The following is a 15,325-nucleotide window of genomic DNA, read 5'->3' on the forward strand; positions in this document are numbered from 1 at the left end:
GCTTCGAATTGGCCTGTCCCTATTTTTCATCGATCAAAAATGCCAATGCTCAAAATTTAGCTCAACTAAAACGCGTATTTGGAATGGATCATCTAAAAATACAAGGAGGGGTTGATCGCGTTTAACTAGATCTGAAACGAGAAATAACCAACAAAAATGTTTTTTTCATATTTTATCGGATGATAATGGCACGCATTGACATACTAACCCCAAGCAAAAATGCACCATAATTGAGCAAAAATACCTTAAATAGATGAATATTTCAGTAATTGGTCCCAAATCTTTGATGTGTAAGATGAGTAAAAATGATCGAATGCAACAATTTCATACAAAATAGACAGGCATGTTCAGAATTTTTTAAAGATTTTTATTATTTTTTGACAGGAAATTCGAAACATCATCATTTTTTGATTGTATTAGATGAAAACGTCGGCCTGAGAACAGGTCATACTATTTGCTGTGTCTTCATCTTCGACTTATTTTTTTATGCAGCCTTTTCTCGCTTGTTTTAGGCTTTTGAATCAGCTTCGTATACAATTTCTGAAACGATGCATCTATTTAGCTCAAAGCACGATGTAAACGTCATTCTAAAAAATACTCCCTCATCAAAGGCTCATTATGAATACTTCTTTCGACATCAGTCGAGACAAATCTCTGCTCTGGCTGATGGCAATTGTCTGCGGCTTATGTGCAGGGGCAAACTATTATTGCCAGCCTTTGATTTCCTCTATTCAGCAAAGCTTTCAAGCACCAGAAGAACAAGTAGCTTTGACCGTGACCTTTGCTCAAGTCTCCTATGCTTTGGGTTTACTGTTCATTGTGCCCTTAGGCGACATGTTGAACAAAGCCAAACTGATTCCATTCCTGATGTTTGGCGCATCTGCTGGGCTGTTTATCTGTGCGACATCCACCAACTTATCGATGCTCTGGCTAGGCACCATTATTACAGGACTCTTTTCAGTTGCAGCACAAGTGCTGATTCCTCTGGCTACGATGGCAGTCAAACCTGAAAAAACGGGAGAAGTGGTCGGTTTCCTCATGAGTGGCTTACTGGTCGGAATTTTACTATCGACCAGTGTGGCGGGATTACTCTCAGATTTATGGCACTGGAAAATGATTTATGTGCTGAGTGGCATCGCCATGTTTGCTTTGGCCCTTCTGATGAAAGGAAAACTCCCCCAACTACCAAAACTTAAAATCACCTATTTCGACATTTTTAAGTCCATGGGGAGTCTGCTGCAACAAGAGCCTCGTTTGGTGTTTCGCTCAATCACGGGTGGATTTGCTTTTGCTGCCATGAGTATGCTGTTTTCAACCATTGCCCTACTTTTAACCTCTGAGACATTTCAACTTTCGGATGTTTTAGTCGGCGTGGTAACTTTAGTCGGCGTATTTGGTGCACTCTCCACTCAGTGGATTGGTAAATGGGCCGATCGCGGTTATACCCTGCTTTTGACTTGGGTCGGCTGCGGGACGTTAGCCCTCAGTTGGGTGTTCCTATATTTAGGCGGGAGTTCACTCATCAGCTACATCATCGGTTATGCACTGATTAACTTAGGGCTTGCAACCACACACAGTTGTAACCAAAACGTGATTTTCCGTTTACGCCCCGATGCGAAGTCTCGGGTGAACTCCATCTATATGACCTTATATTTTATTGGTGGTGCGTGTGGCTCGGCACTAGGTGTCTATGCATGGCATCACGGCGGTTGGAGCAGTACGTGTTTAGTCGGTATTACACTGGTGATGATGGCAGGTGTCTTTGCTCTGCTGGATACCCTATATAGCAAAAGACATGGTATTGCTTAACCCTCAAAAAAGACAGTTTACTGAGTAAACTGTCTTTTTATTTGGACACTACTTTTTTAGCTCTAACTGACCTGAGCCACGGGATAAAAAGGTTTCCCCAAATCGAGGCTATCGGCATTTTCCAAAGCAATGTACAAAAATGCGGGCAGCAAAGCCGATAAAATTTGACAGCCATCTTGTAGCTGCTTGCGGTTCAACGAACTCTTATAGGTTGAACCGCCATGCATCAGCTGATTTCTCAAGGTATATAAACGGTTAAACAGTACCAGTAAAATATCGACCGAATGCTTCTGCTGTAGCGCTTTCGCCACTTTCTTCTTTTCTTGTTCAAGCTGAGCCTTACAGACCTCTAAAGCAATTTTCTTATTTTGATAGTCCCAATACCCTTGATAGGTGTATTGGTTGTCTAAGAGCATACGAATAGGCTGACTAAATTTGTCCCATAAAATGCTATAAATTCTATGATCGACATCATGTTGGCAAATTAAATGTAAGAACTGACGTAAACTCTGTTTGTCCTGACTTTGCCCCAAGTCTTGTGCATATATCGCATTGAAGGAAATCCAGAGGCTGATAAATTGTAAATCGGGATCATGATCGAGCAGTAATGCCTGCTTCAACCAACTCAGCCCGCGATGTATTCTCAGATTAAACTCATCACTCTGTTGTACTTTTTTAGTTTTAAAAATTTCTTCTAAAAGCAACATCGGCTTTTCCTATACTTTATTCTTCTATGTATTCAACATACTGAATGATTAAGCTAAATTCAATTCAACCCTGCTAGGACATAGTGATTGATAAATCCCGCTAGTTCAGTGTGAAGGTTCTATCGAAAAAAAACATTCTGTTTTCTATATTTCAATGTATCTAATGAATATTGGCTGCTCCTCTTACCATTAATTATAAGTTCTAAGCTTGATAAAAGCAGATAATATCTCTCAATGAATGTATTCCATTTTTGTGATAGTATTGCGTGCTATCGGAAATACCTGAATAAAAATGAAGCATCGAGTTTCATTTTTCGTCCATTCCCAAAGATCCTCCTATCAGTAATGAATGCATTTCAGCTCATTACATTGTGCTGTATCGTGCTCAATAAATGGATTGACGCTTTGGCTTTGCGACATCTGATTTTCATGTAATTTCCCACATATTTCTTTGCACCACTTCTACTTCAAAACATAGTGCGTTAACCATGTATTTGCCGATAGAAACTGATGAACACTGATGAAGAGTCTGATTTTTTAATGAATACTGACAAAACCATTGAAACCCCTCAATCTCCACGAATCAGTGTTGCACCGATGATGGATTGGACAACAAAATAAAATAATCCATTAATTTACAGCAACTTAAAATAAAAAAATTAAGTTAAGGTGTAAATTTGGAGTAAACTTTATTTTTATGTATCAAAACATAAATCTTCAATATTTTCACTCCCAAATAGATTATTCACAGTTACAAGAGCTGTATCAGATAGTGTTTGAGTAGCTAACACAGCTAGTCTTGTCATTGGACGAGAAATTTATACATAAAATAGATTACGGGCTCTATGAAAACCATCGAAGTTTGCCGTAGTCTAAGCTGGAAAGACTACAAGGCTGTTACCTCGGGTCTGAAAGCGATTTATCAGGCAAGTACAGAGGAAAATGCTTTAAAGTCCCTAGACATCTTCTGTGATCAATGGAATCACCAGTATCCCAAAATTGGAGAATCCTGGCGGGCCAATTGGGAAAATATCCGAACGATCTTTAGCTATCCAGCCGAAATACGTCATGCAATTTATACAACAAATGCGATTGAGTCGTTGAATAGCGTAATACGCCATTCAACGAAGAAGAGGAAAATCTTTTCATCTGATGACTCAGTAAAGAAGGTCATTTACTTAGCAACATCAAATGCTGCGAAGAAATGGACGATGCCAATTCAAAATTGGCGTTTAGCAATGAATTGGTTTACGATTCAGTTCGATGATCGATTAAAAGATCATTTATAAAAAATGGAACTTACACAAAATAATTTACAGGCTCAATATCCATAAAGTATTGAGGGGCAATGCAAACCTATCTATACACTGCCTTAAAATGCATAGCTCTTAAACATTAGCCAAATAAGCATCTATTTCATCTACCGTTGCTCTTGCTGTTCTAGAAACCCCAATTAATGTTGCAGATGCCATGCCTGTCCATTCCCCATAGCCAACCAACCAAAGGTTATTTACTTTTATTGAGCGTCCATCATTCACAGCAACTGTCTGATCAGGTTCTACTACATCAAGACTTCTTAAGTGATTCAATGAAGCTTTAAACCCTGTACACCAAATCACAGCATCTACAGCTTGTGTTGAACCATCAGCCCATATAACCGAATTCTCTTCAAATGCAGTAAAAGGTTCTCGGCTATGTAATACGCCACGTTCGCGGGCCTCTTTGACACTGTCAATCATGACAATATCACCCAGACCACCAACGGGTTGATCAATCACACGACCTTCCTGTTGAGCTTTTAAACGTTCAGTTGCCCGAAGAAATAAAACACGCCCATCAACATCATCCGATAAAAATTGAGGTGGTGTTACTGTGACCCAAGTGGTATCTGCAACTTTTGAGACTTCGGCAAGAATTTGTGCCCCTGAATTACCACCACCAACCACGATCACTTTTTTATTAATAAAAGGCTCTGGATTTACATAATGGGCTGAATGCGTTTGTAATCCTTCAAATCGTTCATGTCCTTCATAATGCGGAATATAAGGTTGACTCCATGTTCCTGTCGCACTGACCACCGCTTTAGCTCGCCAATATTGATCGCCAGCATACACATCTAAATAGCCATCTTTTTGTTCGATATGATCGACATGAACTGGTCGAATAATCGGAAATTGATAGCGTTGCTCGTATGCAGACAAGTAGTCAATCACTTCATTTCGCGTCGGGTAGGTTTGTTCAGTTGTTGGCATCATCCAACCTGACAACGAACTCCAAGTATTTGGAGAAAAAAGACGAAGAGATTCCCAAGCATGTGACCATGCACCGCCCGCCTGAGATTGGTCATCTAAAATAATAAATGGAATTTTCTTACGTTTGAGGAAATAAGCTGTGGCAAGGGCTGCCTGACCGCCACCAATAATGACTACATCGACTTCAGCTTGTAATTGAGTCAAAGCTTCTCTCCTATTATTTATTGTCATAATCAAAATAACGCCCAGTCTGCTCAACAGACTGGGCGTATTTCATACAATTTTCAAGCGTTTAAATGAGCCTTTCAATTGCTTAATTGATCAAGATACTTTTCGGCATCCAAAGCTGCCATACAGCCTGAGCCTGCCGAAGTAATTGCTTGACGATAAATGCTGTCAGCAACGTCACCCGCAGCAAATACCCCTGCCACAGAAGTTGCTGTTGCATTGCCTGAAGTACCACTTTGTACTTGAATGTAGCCATCACGTAGGTTGAGTTGGCCGTCAAACATACCTGTATTCGGTTTGTGACCAATAGCAACAAATAAGCCCTGAACTTCAACATCTTGTATGCTTTCGTCCAAAGTTGACTTCAAGCGAACTGAAGTAACACCAGTATTATCACCTAAGACTTCATCAACTTGATTGTTCCAAAGAATACTAATTTTGCCTTCTTTTTCTTTGGCAAAAAGATGATCTTGTAGAATTTTCTCTGAACGTAAACTGTCTCTACGGTGAACTAAGGTGACATGTTCAGCAATATTAGAAAGATAAAGTGCTTCTTCAACTGCTGTGTTACCACCACCCACGACCATGACTTTTTGATTCTTATAAAAGAAACCATCACAAGTTGCACATGCGCTGACACCTTGACCCATGAATTTAGCTTCAGATTCAAGACCCAAGTATTGTGCTGTCGCACCTGTTGCAATAATCAGTGCATCACAAGTAAAGTCTTCCATGTCGCCTTTTAGCACAAATGGACGGACGCTTAAATCAACTTCATTGATGTGGTCATACACAATTTCTGTACCAAAGCGTTCAGCATGGGCTTGCATTCTTTCCATAAGTGCAGGACCAGTTAAACCTTCTGGGTCGCCCGGCCAGTTATCTACCTCAGTGGTCGTTGTTAATTGACCACCAAGTTGTATACCCGCTATCAATGTAGGTTTTAAGTTTGCACGTGCTGCATACACAGCAGCACTATAACCCGCAGGCCCTGAACCTAAGATCACTAATTTAGAATGTCTCTTTTGCATTTCTGATCACCTAAAGTTTATAAGCTACGTTGATTGACACGCTTAGATAATTCTTCTACCGACTCTTTTCGCTCTGAATAACGGTCCGTGAGGTACTGACTCTGCCCACGAGTGAGCAAGGTGAACTTATATAGTTCTTCCATTACATCGACAATTCGATCATAGAAGGATGAAGGTTTCATCCGTCCATTTTCCTCAAACTCTAAAAAAGCTTTAGGAATAGACGATTGGTTCGGAATGGTGATCATCCGCATCCAACGGCCTAAAATACGCATCTGGTTTAAGCTGTTAAAAGACTGTGAACCGCCACTGACCTGCATCAAAGCTAAAGTCTTACCTTGCGTTGCACGAATTGCACCGCCTGCCAATGGTATCCAGTCAATTTGCGATTTGAAAATTGAACTCATGGAGCCATGACGCTCAGGCGAACACCACACCATGCCTTCTGCCCAAGCGAGTAAATCATGCAACTCTTTAACCTTTGGATGTTCAGTGTCCGCATCTTCAGGTAAAGGCAGCCCTTTAGGATGAAAGATTTTTACTTCGGCACCAAACTGCTCCAAGATACGTCCTGCTTCCATTACGGCCAAACGGCTGTATGAACGCTCACGGTTTGAACCATACAGCAGCAAAATACGGGGTGGATGATCCAACTCTTTAGCTTGTACCTTTTCTAAAGTCGGTTGATCCAAAAGATTCATATCTACATTTGGGAGAGTCATAGAAATTACACCTCTGCTTTAAAAAACTTTTTTCTAAGCCACAAAGACACACTGACCAAAGCAATCAGCACTGGCACTTCAACCAGTGGACCAATTACAGTAGTAAACGCCACAGGTGAAGCTAAACCAAAAGTTGCAATCGCTACAGCAAGTGCCAATTCAAAGTTATTTCCCGCAGCAGTAAAAGAAATTGCTGTGGTTTTAGGATAATCGTTCCCCATCCATTTGCTCATGAAGAAGCTGATGAAGAACATCACAATAAAGTAAATGGTCAATGGAATCGCAATACGCAAGACATCCATCGGTAAGCTCACCACATCGTTCCCTTTCAGGCTAAACATCGCCACAATCGTGAACAATAAAGCCAGTAGACTCAGTGGACTAATCTTAGGTAAGAAGACATTTTGATACCAATCCAAACCTTTAGCACGAACTAAAATGAATCGGGTCATAAAGCCAAGAAAAAATGGAATCCCTAAGTACACCAGTACCGCATGGGTAATCGTCCAGAAATCCACATTGATCACTTGCCCTGCAACGCCAAAATAAGGCGGTAAGAAGGTCAAGAATAACCAAGCATAAGTACTAAAAAACAAAATCTGAAAGATACTGTTAAAAGCGACCAATGCTGCGACATATTGATTATCACCACAGGCCAAACCATTCCAGACTAAAACCATCGCAATACATCGTGCTAAACCAATCAGGATTACGCCTGTCATGTATTCCGGATAACTCTGTAAAAATATGATTGCCAATGCAAACATGAGCACGGGAGCGATCAGCCAGTTTTGTACTAAGGATAAAGTTAGTGTTTTCTTATCCTTAAATACTTGCGGCAACGTCGCATAGTCCACTTTTGCCAATGGCGGATACATCATCAAAATCAAACCGATTGCAATCGGGATATTGACGGAATCCACACTCATTTTATCCAACGCCACTGAGGCTTGTGGAAAGAACACACCTATCGCTATTCCCAACCCCATCGCAATGAAAATCCATAGCGTGAGGTTACGATCTAAAAAAGATAATCTTTGTTGAGCCATGATGTTCTCATTCAATATCTGAGATGTGATTGATTGCAGCAATCAATTCAGGACGAGACATGTGCGCTGTATCGAGTGCCAACAATGCATCTAAACGACGATTAATATGGTCTACAGTCACTTGGAATGCTTTGAGCTTCTCTTCTTTCGGTAAGTCTAAGTGTGATGGATCAGCCAACCCCCAATGTGCCTTGATTGCTCCACCTAAATACAGTGGACATGCTTCCTGAGCGGCCGAATCACAAACCGTAATTACCACATCAGGTTGGTATTGTTCACAATCATCAATGGTTTTACTCCACAACCCTTCAGTTGACAGACCTAGATTTTCTAAAGTTTCTATGGTCAATGGATGTACTTGCCCTGATGGCTTACTACCTGCACTGTAAGCTATCCACCCTTCAGGCGCGCGGCTGTTAAAAAGAACTTCTGACAGGATGCTACGGCAACTATTTCCAGTACACAAAAAAAGAAATTTCATACTCTGTTACTCACAATAACTATTTATTTGGATATTTTGGGAAGCTTTATTCGCTATGGTTTGACTGCTTACCAAAAGATTCAGAACGTCATGACACCACGTTGGTAACTGCGGATTAATGCTGTAATACACCCATTGGCTTTGTCTTCTGTCCTGTAAGAGACCAGAGGAACGCAATAACGCTAAATGCCTAGAAATCTTTGGCTGACTCAGTTGCAACTTTTCAGTCAAATCACAAACACATAATTCTTTATTCTCAGTAACTAAAGTCACGATATTGAGTCGAGTTTCATCTGATAAGCATTTAAAAAAATTTACTTGGTCCATTCTTAATTCCTATTCACTCATTTGGATATACGGATAATCATATGCAAAAAGTAAATTTTTTAATTCACTCGTTGACCATTTTCATCAATCACTTTTTCACCATCCTCTTTCGTAAAGGCTCCCTTCTGAGGTAGTGGTAGAATATCTAAAACAACTTCTGAGGGACGGCTCAAGCGAGTGCCTAATTCAGTAACAACAAATGGTCGATTAATCAATATTGGATGATCAAGCATAAAACCAAGTAACTGCTCATCACTCAAATCACTACGATCAAGGTCTAAATCCCGATAAGGATCTACATTCTGGCGAATGGCCTCTCTTACTGTTAATTTTGCGTCCTGAATCAATTTAACTAATTCGTCATAACTAGGTGGTGTAATGAGATATTCAATCACAGTTGGCTCAATCCCTGTATTACGGATCAATGCCAAAGTATTCCTAGATGTTCCACAAGCTGGGTTGTGATAAATCGTCACATTTGATGAAGTTGTCATCGAATTGAGCTCTTTTGAGAATTTATAGCATCTTTATATTCGAATTTCCATATATATGCAATACCATATATTGAATTTTTAATAATGTCTTCGAAAATAAATACCATCTAAAAAAGCTTTTCACTATCAATTGAATGGCAATAATACAACTAAATTAAAAGCCTCTTTAGAAGGCGACTATTGATTTATGTCAACAGCCGCCTTTTAAATTAAAATCGACTTATGACTTGATAAGTTATAAAAGAAAATAGGTAAGCCAACGAAAATAGATAAACAGCCATTACGACTGGTTGTTTCCAACTCCCTGTTTCTCTTCGAATAGTTGCTAGTGTTGCTAAACAATGCGGGGCAAAGATAAACCAAACTAACAATGACATACCTGTCGCTAGCCCCCATCCATCTGGTCCAGATATTTGAGATAATAAGGTCTGGGTAACTGCATCTTCATCACCAGACATTGCATAAATCACTCCTAATGCAGCAATAATCACTTCACGAGCTGCCATTGCAGGAATCAAAGCAATACAAATTTCCCAAGTAAATCCAATTGGAGCAAATATTGGATGGATTAGATGTCCTAACTGTCCAGCAATACTATAATTGATTGGTGGCATTGTTGGATTATCAGGTGGTAAAGGGAACGTTACCAAGAACCATAATAAAATAGAAAGTGCGACAATAATTCCACCAACTCTTTTTAAGAATATAGTTGCTCTATCATAAAGCCCCAAAGCTACATTTCGAACATCTGGAATACGGTATGTAGGTAATTCAAAAATGAAAATACTTTCAGTTTTATCTTTTCTGACTAATTTCAGGAATAAAGAAACCAATAAAGCGGATACGATTCCTGACATGTAAAGCCCGAACAGAACTAGACCTTGTAAACTGAGCCAACCATAAACCAACTTGTTTGGAATGAATGCAGCGATCAGCAAAGCATATACAGGTAGTCGTGCAGAACACGTCATTAAAGGTGCAATCATAATCGTTGCTAAACGATCTCTTTCAGAGCTAATACTTCTAGTCGCCATGACTCCGGGAATTGCACAAGCAAAGCTCGAAAGTAACGGAATAAATGAACGCCCACTTAAACCAGCTTTAGACATCAGCTTATCTAACAAAAAAGCAGCTCTAGGTAAGTATCCCGATTCTTCTAAAATTAAAATAAAGAAAAATAAGATCAGAATTTGAGGCATGTACGCGAGTACACTACCAGCACCTGCAATCACACCATCAACGACCAAACTTCTTAAAAGTGGATGAGTGATCAGAGGTCCTATCGCTCCACCAAACCATGAAATCGAATCCTCAACGAAGGAAATTAATGGCTGAGCCCAGATAAAGACAGCCTGAAACATTACAAACATGGTAAAGGTCAATATTAATAATCCAAAAACTGGATGTAAGAATATTTTGTCCAAGAAAGCCGTTCGTTTATCACCATTATCATTTTTCAAGATGACTTGTTTTGTAATATATTTGATTTGGTCAAAGTGACTCAGATCAGAATGATAAGGGGCAACAAACAAATTCTTTTGATCCAATTGAGTCAATAGCCCCTGAATGCCTTTTGTTTTTACAGCTACTGATTCAACAACAGGAATACCTAAAAGCTGAGATAGCTTCGTTGTATCAATTGCAATCCCACGCTTTCTAACCTCATCCATCATGTTAAGAACAAGTAACATTGGTCTGTTTAAAGCCCTGACTTCAAGTACAAGACTTAAATGAAGATGAAGATTCGTAGCATCGACAACACATACAAAAATATCAGGTATGACTTCGCCTCTTAATTCACCAAAGCATACTGCTCTAGTTACCTCCTCATCTAAACTGCTCGGTTTTAAACTATAAGTCCCAGGCAAATCCAATACTCGAACGGTATCACCAGAAGGTAGTTTAAAAAATCCCTCTTTCCGTTCTACCGTTACCCCAGCATAATTTGCAACTTTTTGACGAGTCCCTGTGAGGGTGTTAAAAAGTGATGTTTTACCGCAATTAGGATTACCAACCAGTGCAATATTTTTAGTTTCCATTGGTAATCTCTACAAAAATTCGTTCTGCTTCATTTTTTCTTAAGGCGAAACGTGATGTTTCGATTTGAACCAACACAGGATCACCACCAAAAAGCCCTTTCGCAAGCACTTGTAAGGATTCACCTACTCTAAAGCCCAGCAGTTCTAAACGTTCCAGAACAGGATCATTTTTATCTTGATACTGTTCACCCTTTTTAAGATCAATGATTTTTACAGTCTGGTCTTGCTTTACTTGAAATAAATTCATTGTCTGCACCCTATTTCAACGCCAAAATTTTTCGAGCGCCATTCAGTACAAACAGTGAAACAAGAATACCAATAATCAAATCTGGGTAAGCTGAACCAGTCCATGCGACAAGTACACCTGCTAAAATAACCCCCATATTTACTATTACGTCATTAGCTGAAAAGATCCAACTCGCTTTCATATGGGCTCCGCCATCTCTATGCCCAGAAATGAGATACAAGCACGTCACATTGGCAATAAGTGCTAAGAAGCCAATAATGATCATCAAATCTGACTCTGGCTCACTACCGAACATGAAACGTCTGACAACATCAATAATAACGATCAAAGCTAATAAAAGTTGAATCCATCCTGCAAAATGAGCTGCTTTTAATTGGTATTTTGCCGCTTTCCCTACCGCGTAAAGTGCTATACCGTAAACGGCCGCATCAGCAAACATATCAAGAGAGTCCGCAATGAGACCCGTCGATGCGGCAATAATTCCACTTATGAATTCAATAAAAAAAAGAATACCATTAATCGCTAGTAATAATTTAAGGACTTTCGCCTGCTTAGTCGGATCTGGTGTTTCAGGCAATTCCCCAGTGGCTTTTACTGTTTCCACAAGCTTTGCACCAAAACCGAGGGCTTCAAGTTTTGTGGTAATTTCATTAATCCCATTTGTATGGAAAACAACTAACTGTCTTTGTGCCAAATCAAATGATAAACCTTTAACGTCATGCAAGGGAGAAAGAGCCATTCTGACCATTTGCTCTTCTGCCGAACAATCCATCTTTGGAATCAGAAAAGTACTGGCTTCTTGTGCGTGCTCTTTATTTTCATAAGCTTCAGTTTTATTTAATTTTGCTCCAAATCCAAGAGCTTCAAGTTTTGCAGTGATTTCATTATTTTCACCATTATGCAGAACTTTTAGGTTTCGGTTTGGCAAATCAAATACCAGCCTCTTAACATCTACTAATGAAGATAAAGTCATCCGAACCATTTGTTCCTCTGCGGAGCAATCCATTTTCGGGATGTTATAGTCACTGATGAAAGTCGCTGTATCTTCACTCCCCCGAATCGTTTCAGGTGAAGTTATCGAATCCGAACCACAACATAAATTCGACTGCGTAGAACACGGCTGGTTACTACCGCAAGTATCTTTTTCATCAGAGTTAGCTCCTTGCTGTAACTCATTACCACAACAAGAGCTTTTACTTACTTCAGTAGCTGAATCTTTACCTTTACAAGAATCTGTTTCTGATTCATTTTGTTTTTGCTTGGTATCGTCACAAGAACTTTCTTTATTACAACCGCAACCACTCATTGATGTGCCTATAGTCATATCTTTACTTATTGCATATTAAAATCCCTATAGCTACTATAGAGTCAAGCTAGTTTTTGTTGATTACCATGTTCTTAAAAATAGGTGAGTTATCTGAGAAGACCTCTTGTTCAGTATTAACAATCAGGTTCTATGAAAAAGAAGGTTTAATCCCACCACCTGAAAGAAATCAGGGTAACTATCGACTGTATTCTGAAAACTATATTGATAGACTAAAATTTATTGTCAATTGTCGAACATTGAACATGAATCTTAGTGAAATCAAGAAATTATTAACTTATAAAGATACTCCTGCCCAAAATTGTTCTGAAGTAAACGAACTTATTGATTCTCATATCAGAGATGTACAAGATAGTATTAGAAACCAACAGAAACTCATTGAGCAGTTGTTAGAAATTCGGAAAACCTGTGACGGTTTATGTACTGCTGATAAATGTGGCGTATTAAAGAATTTAGCTTGAGCTATTTATAGCTAAGGGAACTTAAAAGTTCCCTTAGCTTTTAAGTTAGTGCTTTAACATTACGAGCTAACTCTTGTCTCATTGTCGTTACACACGATAAAGTGCCGCATTGGTGAGGCTCCTCTTTCTCATTTGAATTATAAAACTCCTCAATAATATCTAAGCCCTCTTCACCTCCCACCTCAAAAGTAGCATTACCATAACCCTGTCGTGCCACATGATCCAAAGCCTCCTGATAAAATCCTGCTACCTTACTTTGTTCATCAATCTGTTTCGCTGACGTAATTGCTTCCTGCAAATTAACACCATCCCGTAAAGTTAAGTCTACGTAGTAGATCGGTGTACGGTAGCTTTGGGTTGTGCTTTTCCCCCTCAGAGTGAGTTGCAATGGCAAACATGAAAGCAAATCACCTGAAGCCGCATGGTAGTAACGAAGCCGTGCCGCCAAAGTTCGGATGCTATTAAAACCTGTGGTTCTAAAAATGAATGTACCCAACTCATCCGACTCATCTAAGTTCACGTAAAGTCGTCCATAAGGTTTGCACTGTCCACCTTGGGCCAAAGGACATAAATCAGGTGATGGACATTGGTGTTGTTCAACCCCGTTTTGTCCAAGTCGCTGACAAGTTTCACCATTTCCTGTACAAATTGGTCGGCCTGTTTGTCGATCAAAAAGAGTGTACTCAGCTCGTAGATTCAGTTCAGGATCATTAAAAATCATCCGTACTGGAATGGTTCTGAGTTTTTGATTGGGTGCTTTGGCACGAAGCTGCTCATCCAAGGGATGCTTCACCCATCCCTCTTTGCCTTGGATTTGACTGGTAATCGTGAACTGGTCATCCTTTTCGGGCAATCGTTTACCGTTCTTTTCGACCACTTTACCGATACTGATGCGCCCGAGTATAGGCGGTGTAATGGCTAAACCTTTAATCATGATGATTTCCTCTTTTGAGTAAAATAAATTAGACATAAAAAATCCCATGCGCTGAGGCATGGGATTTCTAGGTTGGTTGGATATTTTGCTTAGGCTAAATCGGCTTCAATCATCATTGGTATAGATATTGAAGCGCCGTGAACCTTGTTTACTTTGTGGAAATTGATTCAAATATTCAGGGTATTGCTTGAGTAAAGCCTTGCTGTCTAAGCTGATTGAGTCTTTAGACTTTTTCCACGTCACTGAGCCTGTTAAGAATGTTGCTCGTTCAGCCTGTTGCATCTTGGCTTGCAGTTGATGCTTAAGCAGATCGAATTGCTCCTGATGCTTTTCAATTTGGTTGCGTGCTTGAATCAGTTGTTCAAACTGTTGATTGGAACTTTCGTCTTCGGATAAATCTGTGGTGCTGAGTGGTACATGTTCGGGATAGAGTAGCTGTAAGGCTTTGGCTGCCGATTCACTGGCATCGGCTTCGGGTGGAACATCCTTTTCTACGCACTCCCAGAAATATCGTTCAGCATTGATGATGTGTTGAATCACCGATTCAGAACGAATGACTTTAAAGATGCGAGTTTCATGTCCACAAATCAATACGCAGATATGTGCGGCTTTCTTGCCTGTCACTGCCAATTGGTGTTGTACCTGACACAGTACGTATAAAGGCACACCATCTCGCCACAGTTTGGCGCCATATTCGCCTGCGGTTTTACATTCCAATATTTGTACATCGGCATCACCTGTTACGGAATAATCCAAATTGGCGAGCATGAAATGTTTATCAGCTTCGGGATGTTGTAACACCGCATTGACCCGACGGACTTTGTAGTTGGTGTGCATGCTGTAGTACTCAGCCACCAAGGGTTCAAGCCGTTTACCCCAGTACAAAGGCGCATGACCTTCACTTTCACCCTCAATGGATTGTTGAATCCGACCTGTTTTGATCATCCACAATTCGAGCATCGACATATAAGGATTGAGTCCACAAGCGGCAGCACAGTCACTACTGCCAATGCCTTGGCGACGCACTTCTAGCCATTCGGCTTGACTTAAGTTTTTGGTCTCTAAAAAGCGTTTTGGATGGCTGAGTTTAGGGCGGTGCGCATGGATATTTGCTCGAGTAGGATGAGGTTGAATTAAAGCTGAGTTCATATAGATGTCCTCTGATTATTAAATTTTAGACATAAAAAAAGCCACATCTGGAGATGTGGCAAAGAGGTATT

15 protein-coding genes and 2 pseudogenes are annotated in these 15,325 nt (G+C 40.0%); 3 read left to right on the top strand and 14 right to left on the bottom strand.

The features are described from left to right. The first annotated feature begins 618 nt into the window (after nucleotides 1–618). Nucleotides 619–1,809 (top strand): MFS transporter, encoded by a 1,191-nt coding sequence (locus AC5EUN_RS13805; protein WP_159153629.1) that lies wholly within the window; start codon nucleotides 619–621, stop codon nucleotides 1,807–1,809. A gap of 62 nt (nucleotides 1,810–1,871) precedes the next feature. On the opposite strand, the gene AC5EUN_RS13810 is transcribed toward AC5EUN_RS13805, so the two are convergent. Further along, complete coding sequence (locus AC5EUN_RS13810; protein WP_058868943.1) at nucleotides 1,872–2,516, bottom strand: HEPN domain-containing protein; 645 nt, start codon at nucleotides 2,514–2,516, stop codon at nucleotides 1,872–1,874. Nucleotides 2,517–3,211: 695 nt separating this feature from the next. Next, nucleotides 3,212–3,388: pseudogene (locus AC5EUN_RS13815) on the bottom strand (UvrD-helicase domain-containing protein); the annotation flags it as partial. On the opposite strand from AC5EUN_RS13815, the pseudogene AC5EUN_RS13820 reads away from it, so the two are divergent. Next, a pseudogene (locus AC5EUN_RS13820) lies at nucleotides 3,383–3,805 on the top strand (transposase); the annotation flags it as partial. The pseudogenes AC5EUN_RS13815 and AC5EUN_RS13820 sit on opposite strands and share 6 nt — an antisense overlap. Before the next feature lie 99 nt (nucleotides 3,806–3,904). Here the strand turns inward: AC5EUN_RS13820 and AC5EUN_RS13825 are convergent. From AC5EUN_RS13825 to AC5EUN_RS13870, 10 genes are all read right to left on the bottom strand, one after another. After that, nucleotides 3,905–4,972 carry an ArsO family NAD(P)H-dependent flavin-containing monooxygenase gene (locus AC5EUN_RS13825; RefSeq protein ID WP_151707333.1) on the bottom strand — a complete coding sequence of 356 codons (1,068 nt, stop codon included), beginning with the start codon at nucleotides 4,970–4,972 and terminating at the stop codon, nucleotides 3,905–3,907. A 101-nt stretch (nucleotides 4,973–5,073) separates the two neighbouring features. Further along, the gene (trxB, locus tag AC5EUN_RS13830; RefSeq protein ID WP_219190880.1) at nucleotides 5,074–6,027 is read right to left on the bottom strand and encodes a thioredoxin-disulfide reductase; all 954 of its coding nucleotides are present in this window, start codon (nucleotides 6,025–6,027) and stop codon (nucleotides 5,074–5,076) included. A 17-nt stretch (nucleotides 6,028–6,044) separates the two neighbouring features. After that, nucleotides 6,045–6,749, bottom strand: coding sequence for an arsenical resistance protein ArsH (gene arsH / locus AC5EUN_RS13835; RefSeq protein WP_279735402.1), 705 nt, complete (start codon nucleotides 6,747–6,749; stop codon nucleotides 6,045–6,047). 5 nt (nucleotides 6,750–6,754) lie between these two features. Beyond that, nucleotides 6,755–7,798: an ACR3 family arsenite efflux transporter gene (gene arsB / locus AC5EUN_RS13840; RefSeq protein ID WP_493352387.1), complete on the bottom strand. Its 1,044-nt coding sequence runs from the start codon at nucleotides 7,796–7,798 to the stop codon at nucleotides 6,755–6,757. 7 nt (nucleotides 7,799–7,805) lie between these two features. Beyond that, complete coding sequence (locus tag AC5EUN_RS13845) at nucleotides 7,806–8,279, bottom strand: arsenate reductase ArsC (protein WP_493352388.1); 474 nt, start codon at nucleotides 8,277–8,279, stop codon at nucleotides 7,806–7,808. Nucleotides 8,280–8,285: 6 nt separating this feature from the next. Beyond that, nucleotides 8,286–8,606 (bottom strand): metalloregulator ArsR/SmtB family transcription factor, encoded by a 321-nt coding sequence (locus AC5EUN_RS13850; RefSeq protein WP_151707329.1) that lies wholly within the window; start codon nucleotides 8,604–8,606, stop codon nucleotides 8,286–8,288. A 59-nt stretch (nucleotides 8,607–8,665) separates the two neighbouring features. Further along, on the bottom strand, nucleotides 8,666–9,100 hold the full coding sequence (gene arsC, locus AC5EUN_RS13855) for an arsenate reductase (glutaredoxin) (protein ID WP_151707328.1): 435 nt from the start codon (nucleotides 9,098–9,100) through the stop codon (nucleotides 8,666–8,668). A 209-nt stretch (nucleotides 9,101–9,309) separates the two neighbouring features. Then, nucleotides 9,310–11,139: a ferrous iron transporter B gene (feoB, locus tag AC5EUN_RS13860; RefSeq protein WP_151707327.1), complete on the bottom strand. Its 1,830-nt coding sequence runs from the start codon at nucleotides 11,137–11,139 to the stop codon at nucleotides 9,310–9,312. Next, nucleotides 11,129–11,386, bottom strand: coding sequence for a FeoA family protein (locus AC5EUN_RS13865; protein ID WP_004655745.1), 258 nt, complete (start codon nucleotides 11,384–11,386; stop codon nucleotides 11,129–11,131). The genes feoB and AC5EUN_RS13865 overlap by 11 nt, the downstream gene beginning before the upstream one ends. Nucleotides 11,387–11,396: 10 nt before the next feature. After that, nucleotides 11,397–12,692, bottom strand: coding sequence for a cation efflux transmembrane domain-containing protein (locus AC5EUN_RS13870; protein WP_151707326.1), 1,296 nt, complete (start codon nucleotides 12,690–12,692; stop codon nucleotides 11,397–11,399). Nucleotides 12,693–12,778: 86 nt separating this feature from the next. Between AC5EUN_RS13870 and cadR the strand changes: the two genes are divergently transcribed. Beyond that, nucleotides 12,779–13,171, top strand: a complete 393-nt coding sequence (gene cadR / locus AC5EUN_RS13875) for a Cd(II)/Pb(II)-responsive transcriptional regulator (RefSeq protein ID WP_004655749.1) — start codon at nucleotides 12,779–12,781, stop codon at nucleotides 13,169–13,171. Nucleotides 13,172–13,211: 40 nt separating this feature from the next. Here the strand turns inward: cadR and AC5EUN_RS13880 are convergent, their stop codons facing one another. Both AC5EUN_RS13880 and AC5EUN_RS13885 read right to left on the bottom strand, forming a co-directional pair. Further along, the gene (locus AC5EUN_RS13880; RefSeq protein WP_151707334.1) at nucleotides 13,212–14,105 is read right to left on the bottom strand and encodes a recombination directionality factor; all 894 of its coding nucleotides are present in this window, start codon (nucleotides 14,103–14,105) and stop codon (nucleotides 13,212–13,214) included. A gap of 105 nt (nucleotides 14,106–14,210) precedes the next feature. Beyond that, a complete protein-coding gene (locus tag AC5EUN_RS13885) occupies nucleotides 14,211–15,254 on the bottom strand; it encodes a YqaJ viral recombinase family nuclease (RefSeq protein WP_151707325.1) in 1,044 nt (347 codons plus the stop codon). Between the last annotated feature and the right edge of the window lie 71 nt (nucleotides 15,255–15,325).

The sequence above is a fragment of the Acinetobacter sp. CAU_H_S170_2 genome, assembly GCF_058890445.1.

Bases quoted from the DNA above. Each gene is read 5' to 3' on its own strand.
- AC5EUN_RS13805 (WP_159153629.1), top strand. From the start codon at position 619: ATGAATACTTCTTTCGACATCAGTCGAGACAAATCTCTGCTCTGGCTG.
- AC5EUN_RS13810 (WP_058868943.1), bottom strand. From the start codon at position 2,516: ATGTTGCTTTTAGAAGAAATTTTTAAAACTAAAAAAGTACAACAGAGT.
- trxB (WP_219190880.1), bottom strand. From the start codon at position 6,027: ATGCAAAAGAGACATTCTAAATTAGTGATCTTAGGTTCAGGGCCTGCG.
- arsH (WP_279735402.1), bottom strand. From the start codon at position 6,749: ATGACTCTCCCAAATGTAGATATGAATCTTTTGGATCAACCGACTTTA.
- arsB (WP_493352387.1), bottom strand. From the start codon at position 7,798: ATGGCTCAACAAAGATTATCTTTTTTAGATCGTAACCTCACGCTATGG.
- AC5EUN_RS13845 (WP_493352388.1), bottom strand. From the start codon at position 8,279: ATGAAATTTCTTTTTTTGTGTACTGGAAATAGTTGCCGTAGCATCCTG.
- AC5EUN_RS13850 (WP_151707329.1), bottom strand. From the start codon at position 8,606: ATGGACCAAGTAAATTTTTTTAAATGCTTATCAGATGAAACTCGACTC.
- arsC (WP_151707328.1), bottom strand. From the start codon at position 9,100: ATGACAACTTCATCAAATGTGACGATTTATCACAACCCAGCTTGTGGA.
- feoB (WP_151707327.1), bottom strand. From the start codon at position 11,139: ATGGAAACTAAAAATATTGCACTGGTTGGTAATCCTAATTGCGGTAAA.
- AC5EUN_RS13865 (WP_004655745.1), bottom strand. From the start codon at position 11,386: ATGAATTTATTTCAAGTAAAGCAAGACCAGACTGTAAAAATCATTGAT.
- AC5EUN_RS13870 (WP_151707326.1), bottom strand. From the start codon at position 12,692: ATGAGTGGTTGCGGTTGTAATAAAGAAAGTTCTTGTGACGATACCAAG.
- cadR (WP_004655749.1), top strand. From the start codon at position 12,779: ATGTTCTTAAAAATAGGTGAGTTATCTGAGAAGACCTCTTGTTCAGTA.
- AC5EUN_RS13880 (WP_151707334.1), bottom strand. From the start codon at position 14,105: ATGATTAAAGGTTTAGCCATTACACCGCCTATACTCGGGCGCATCAGT.
- AC5EUN_RS13885 (WP_151707325.1), bottom strand. From the start codon at position 15,254: ATGAACTCAGCTTTAATTCAACCTCATCCTACTCGAGCAAATATCCAT.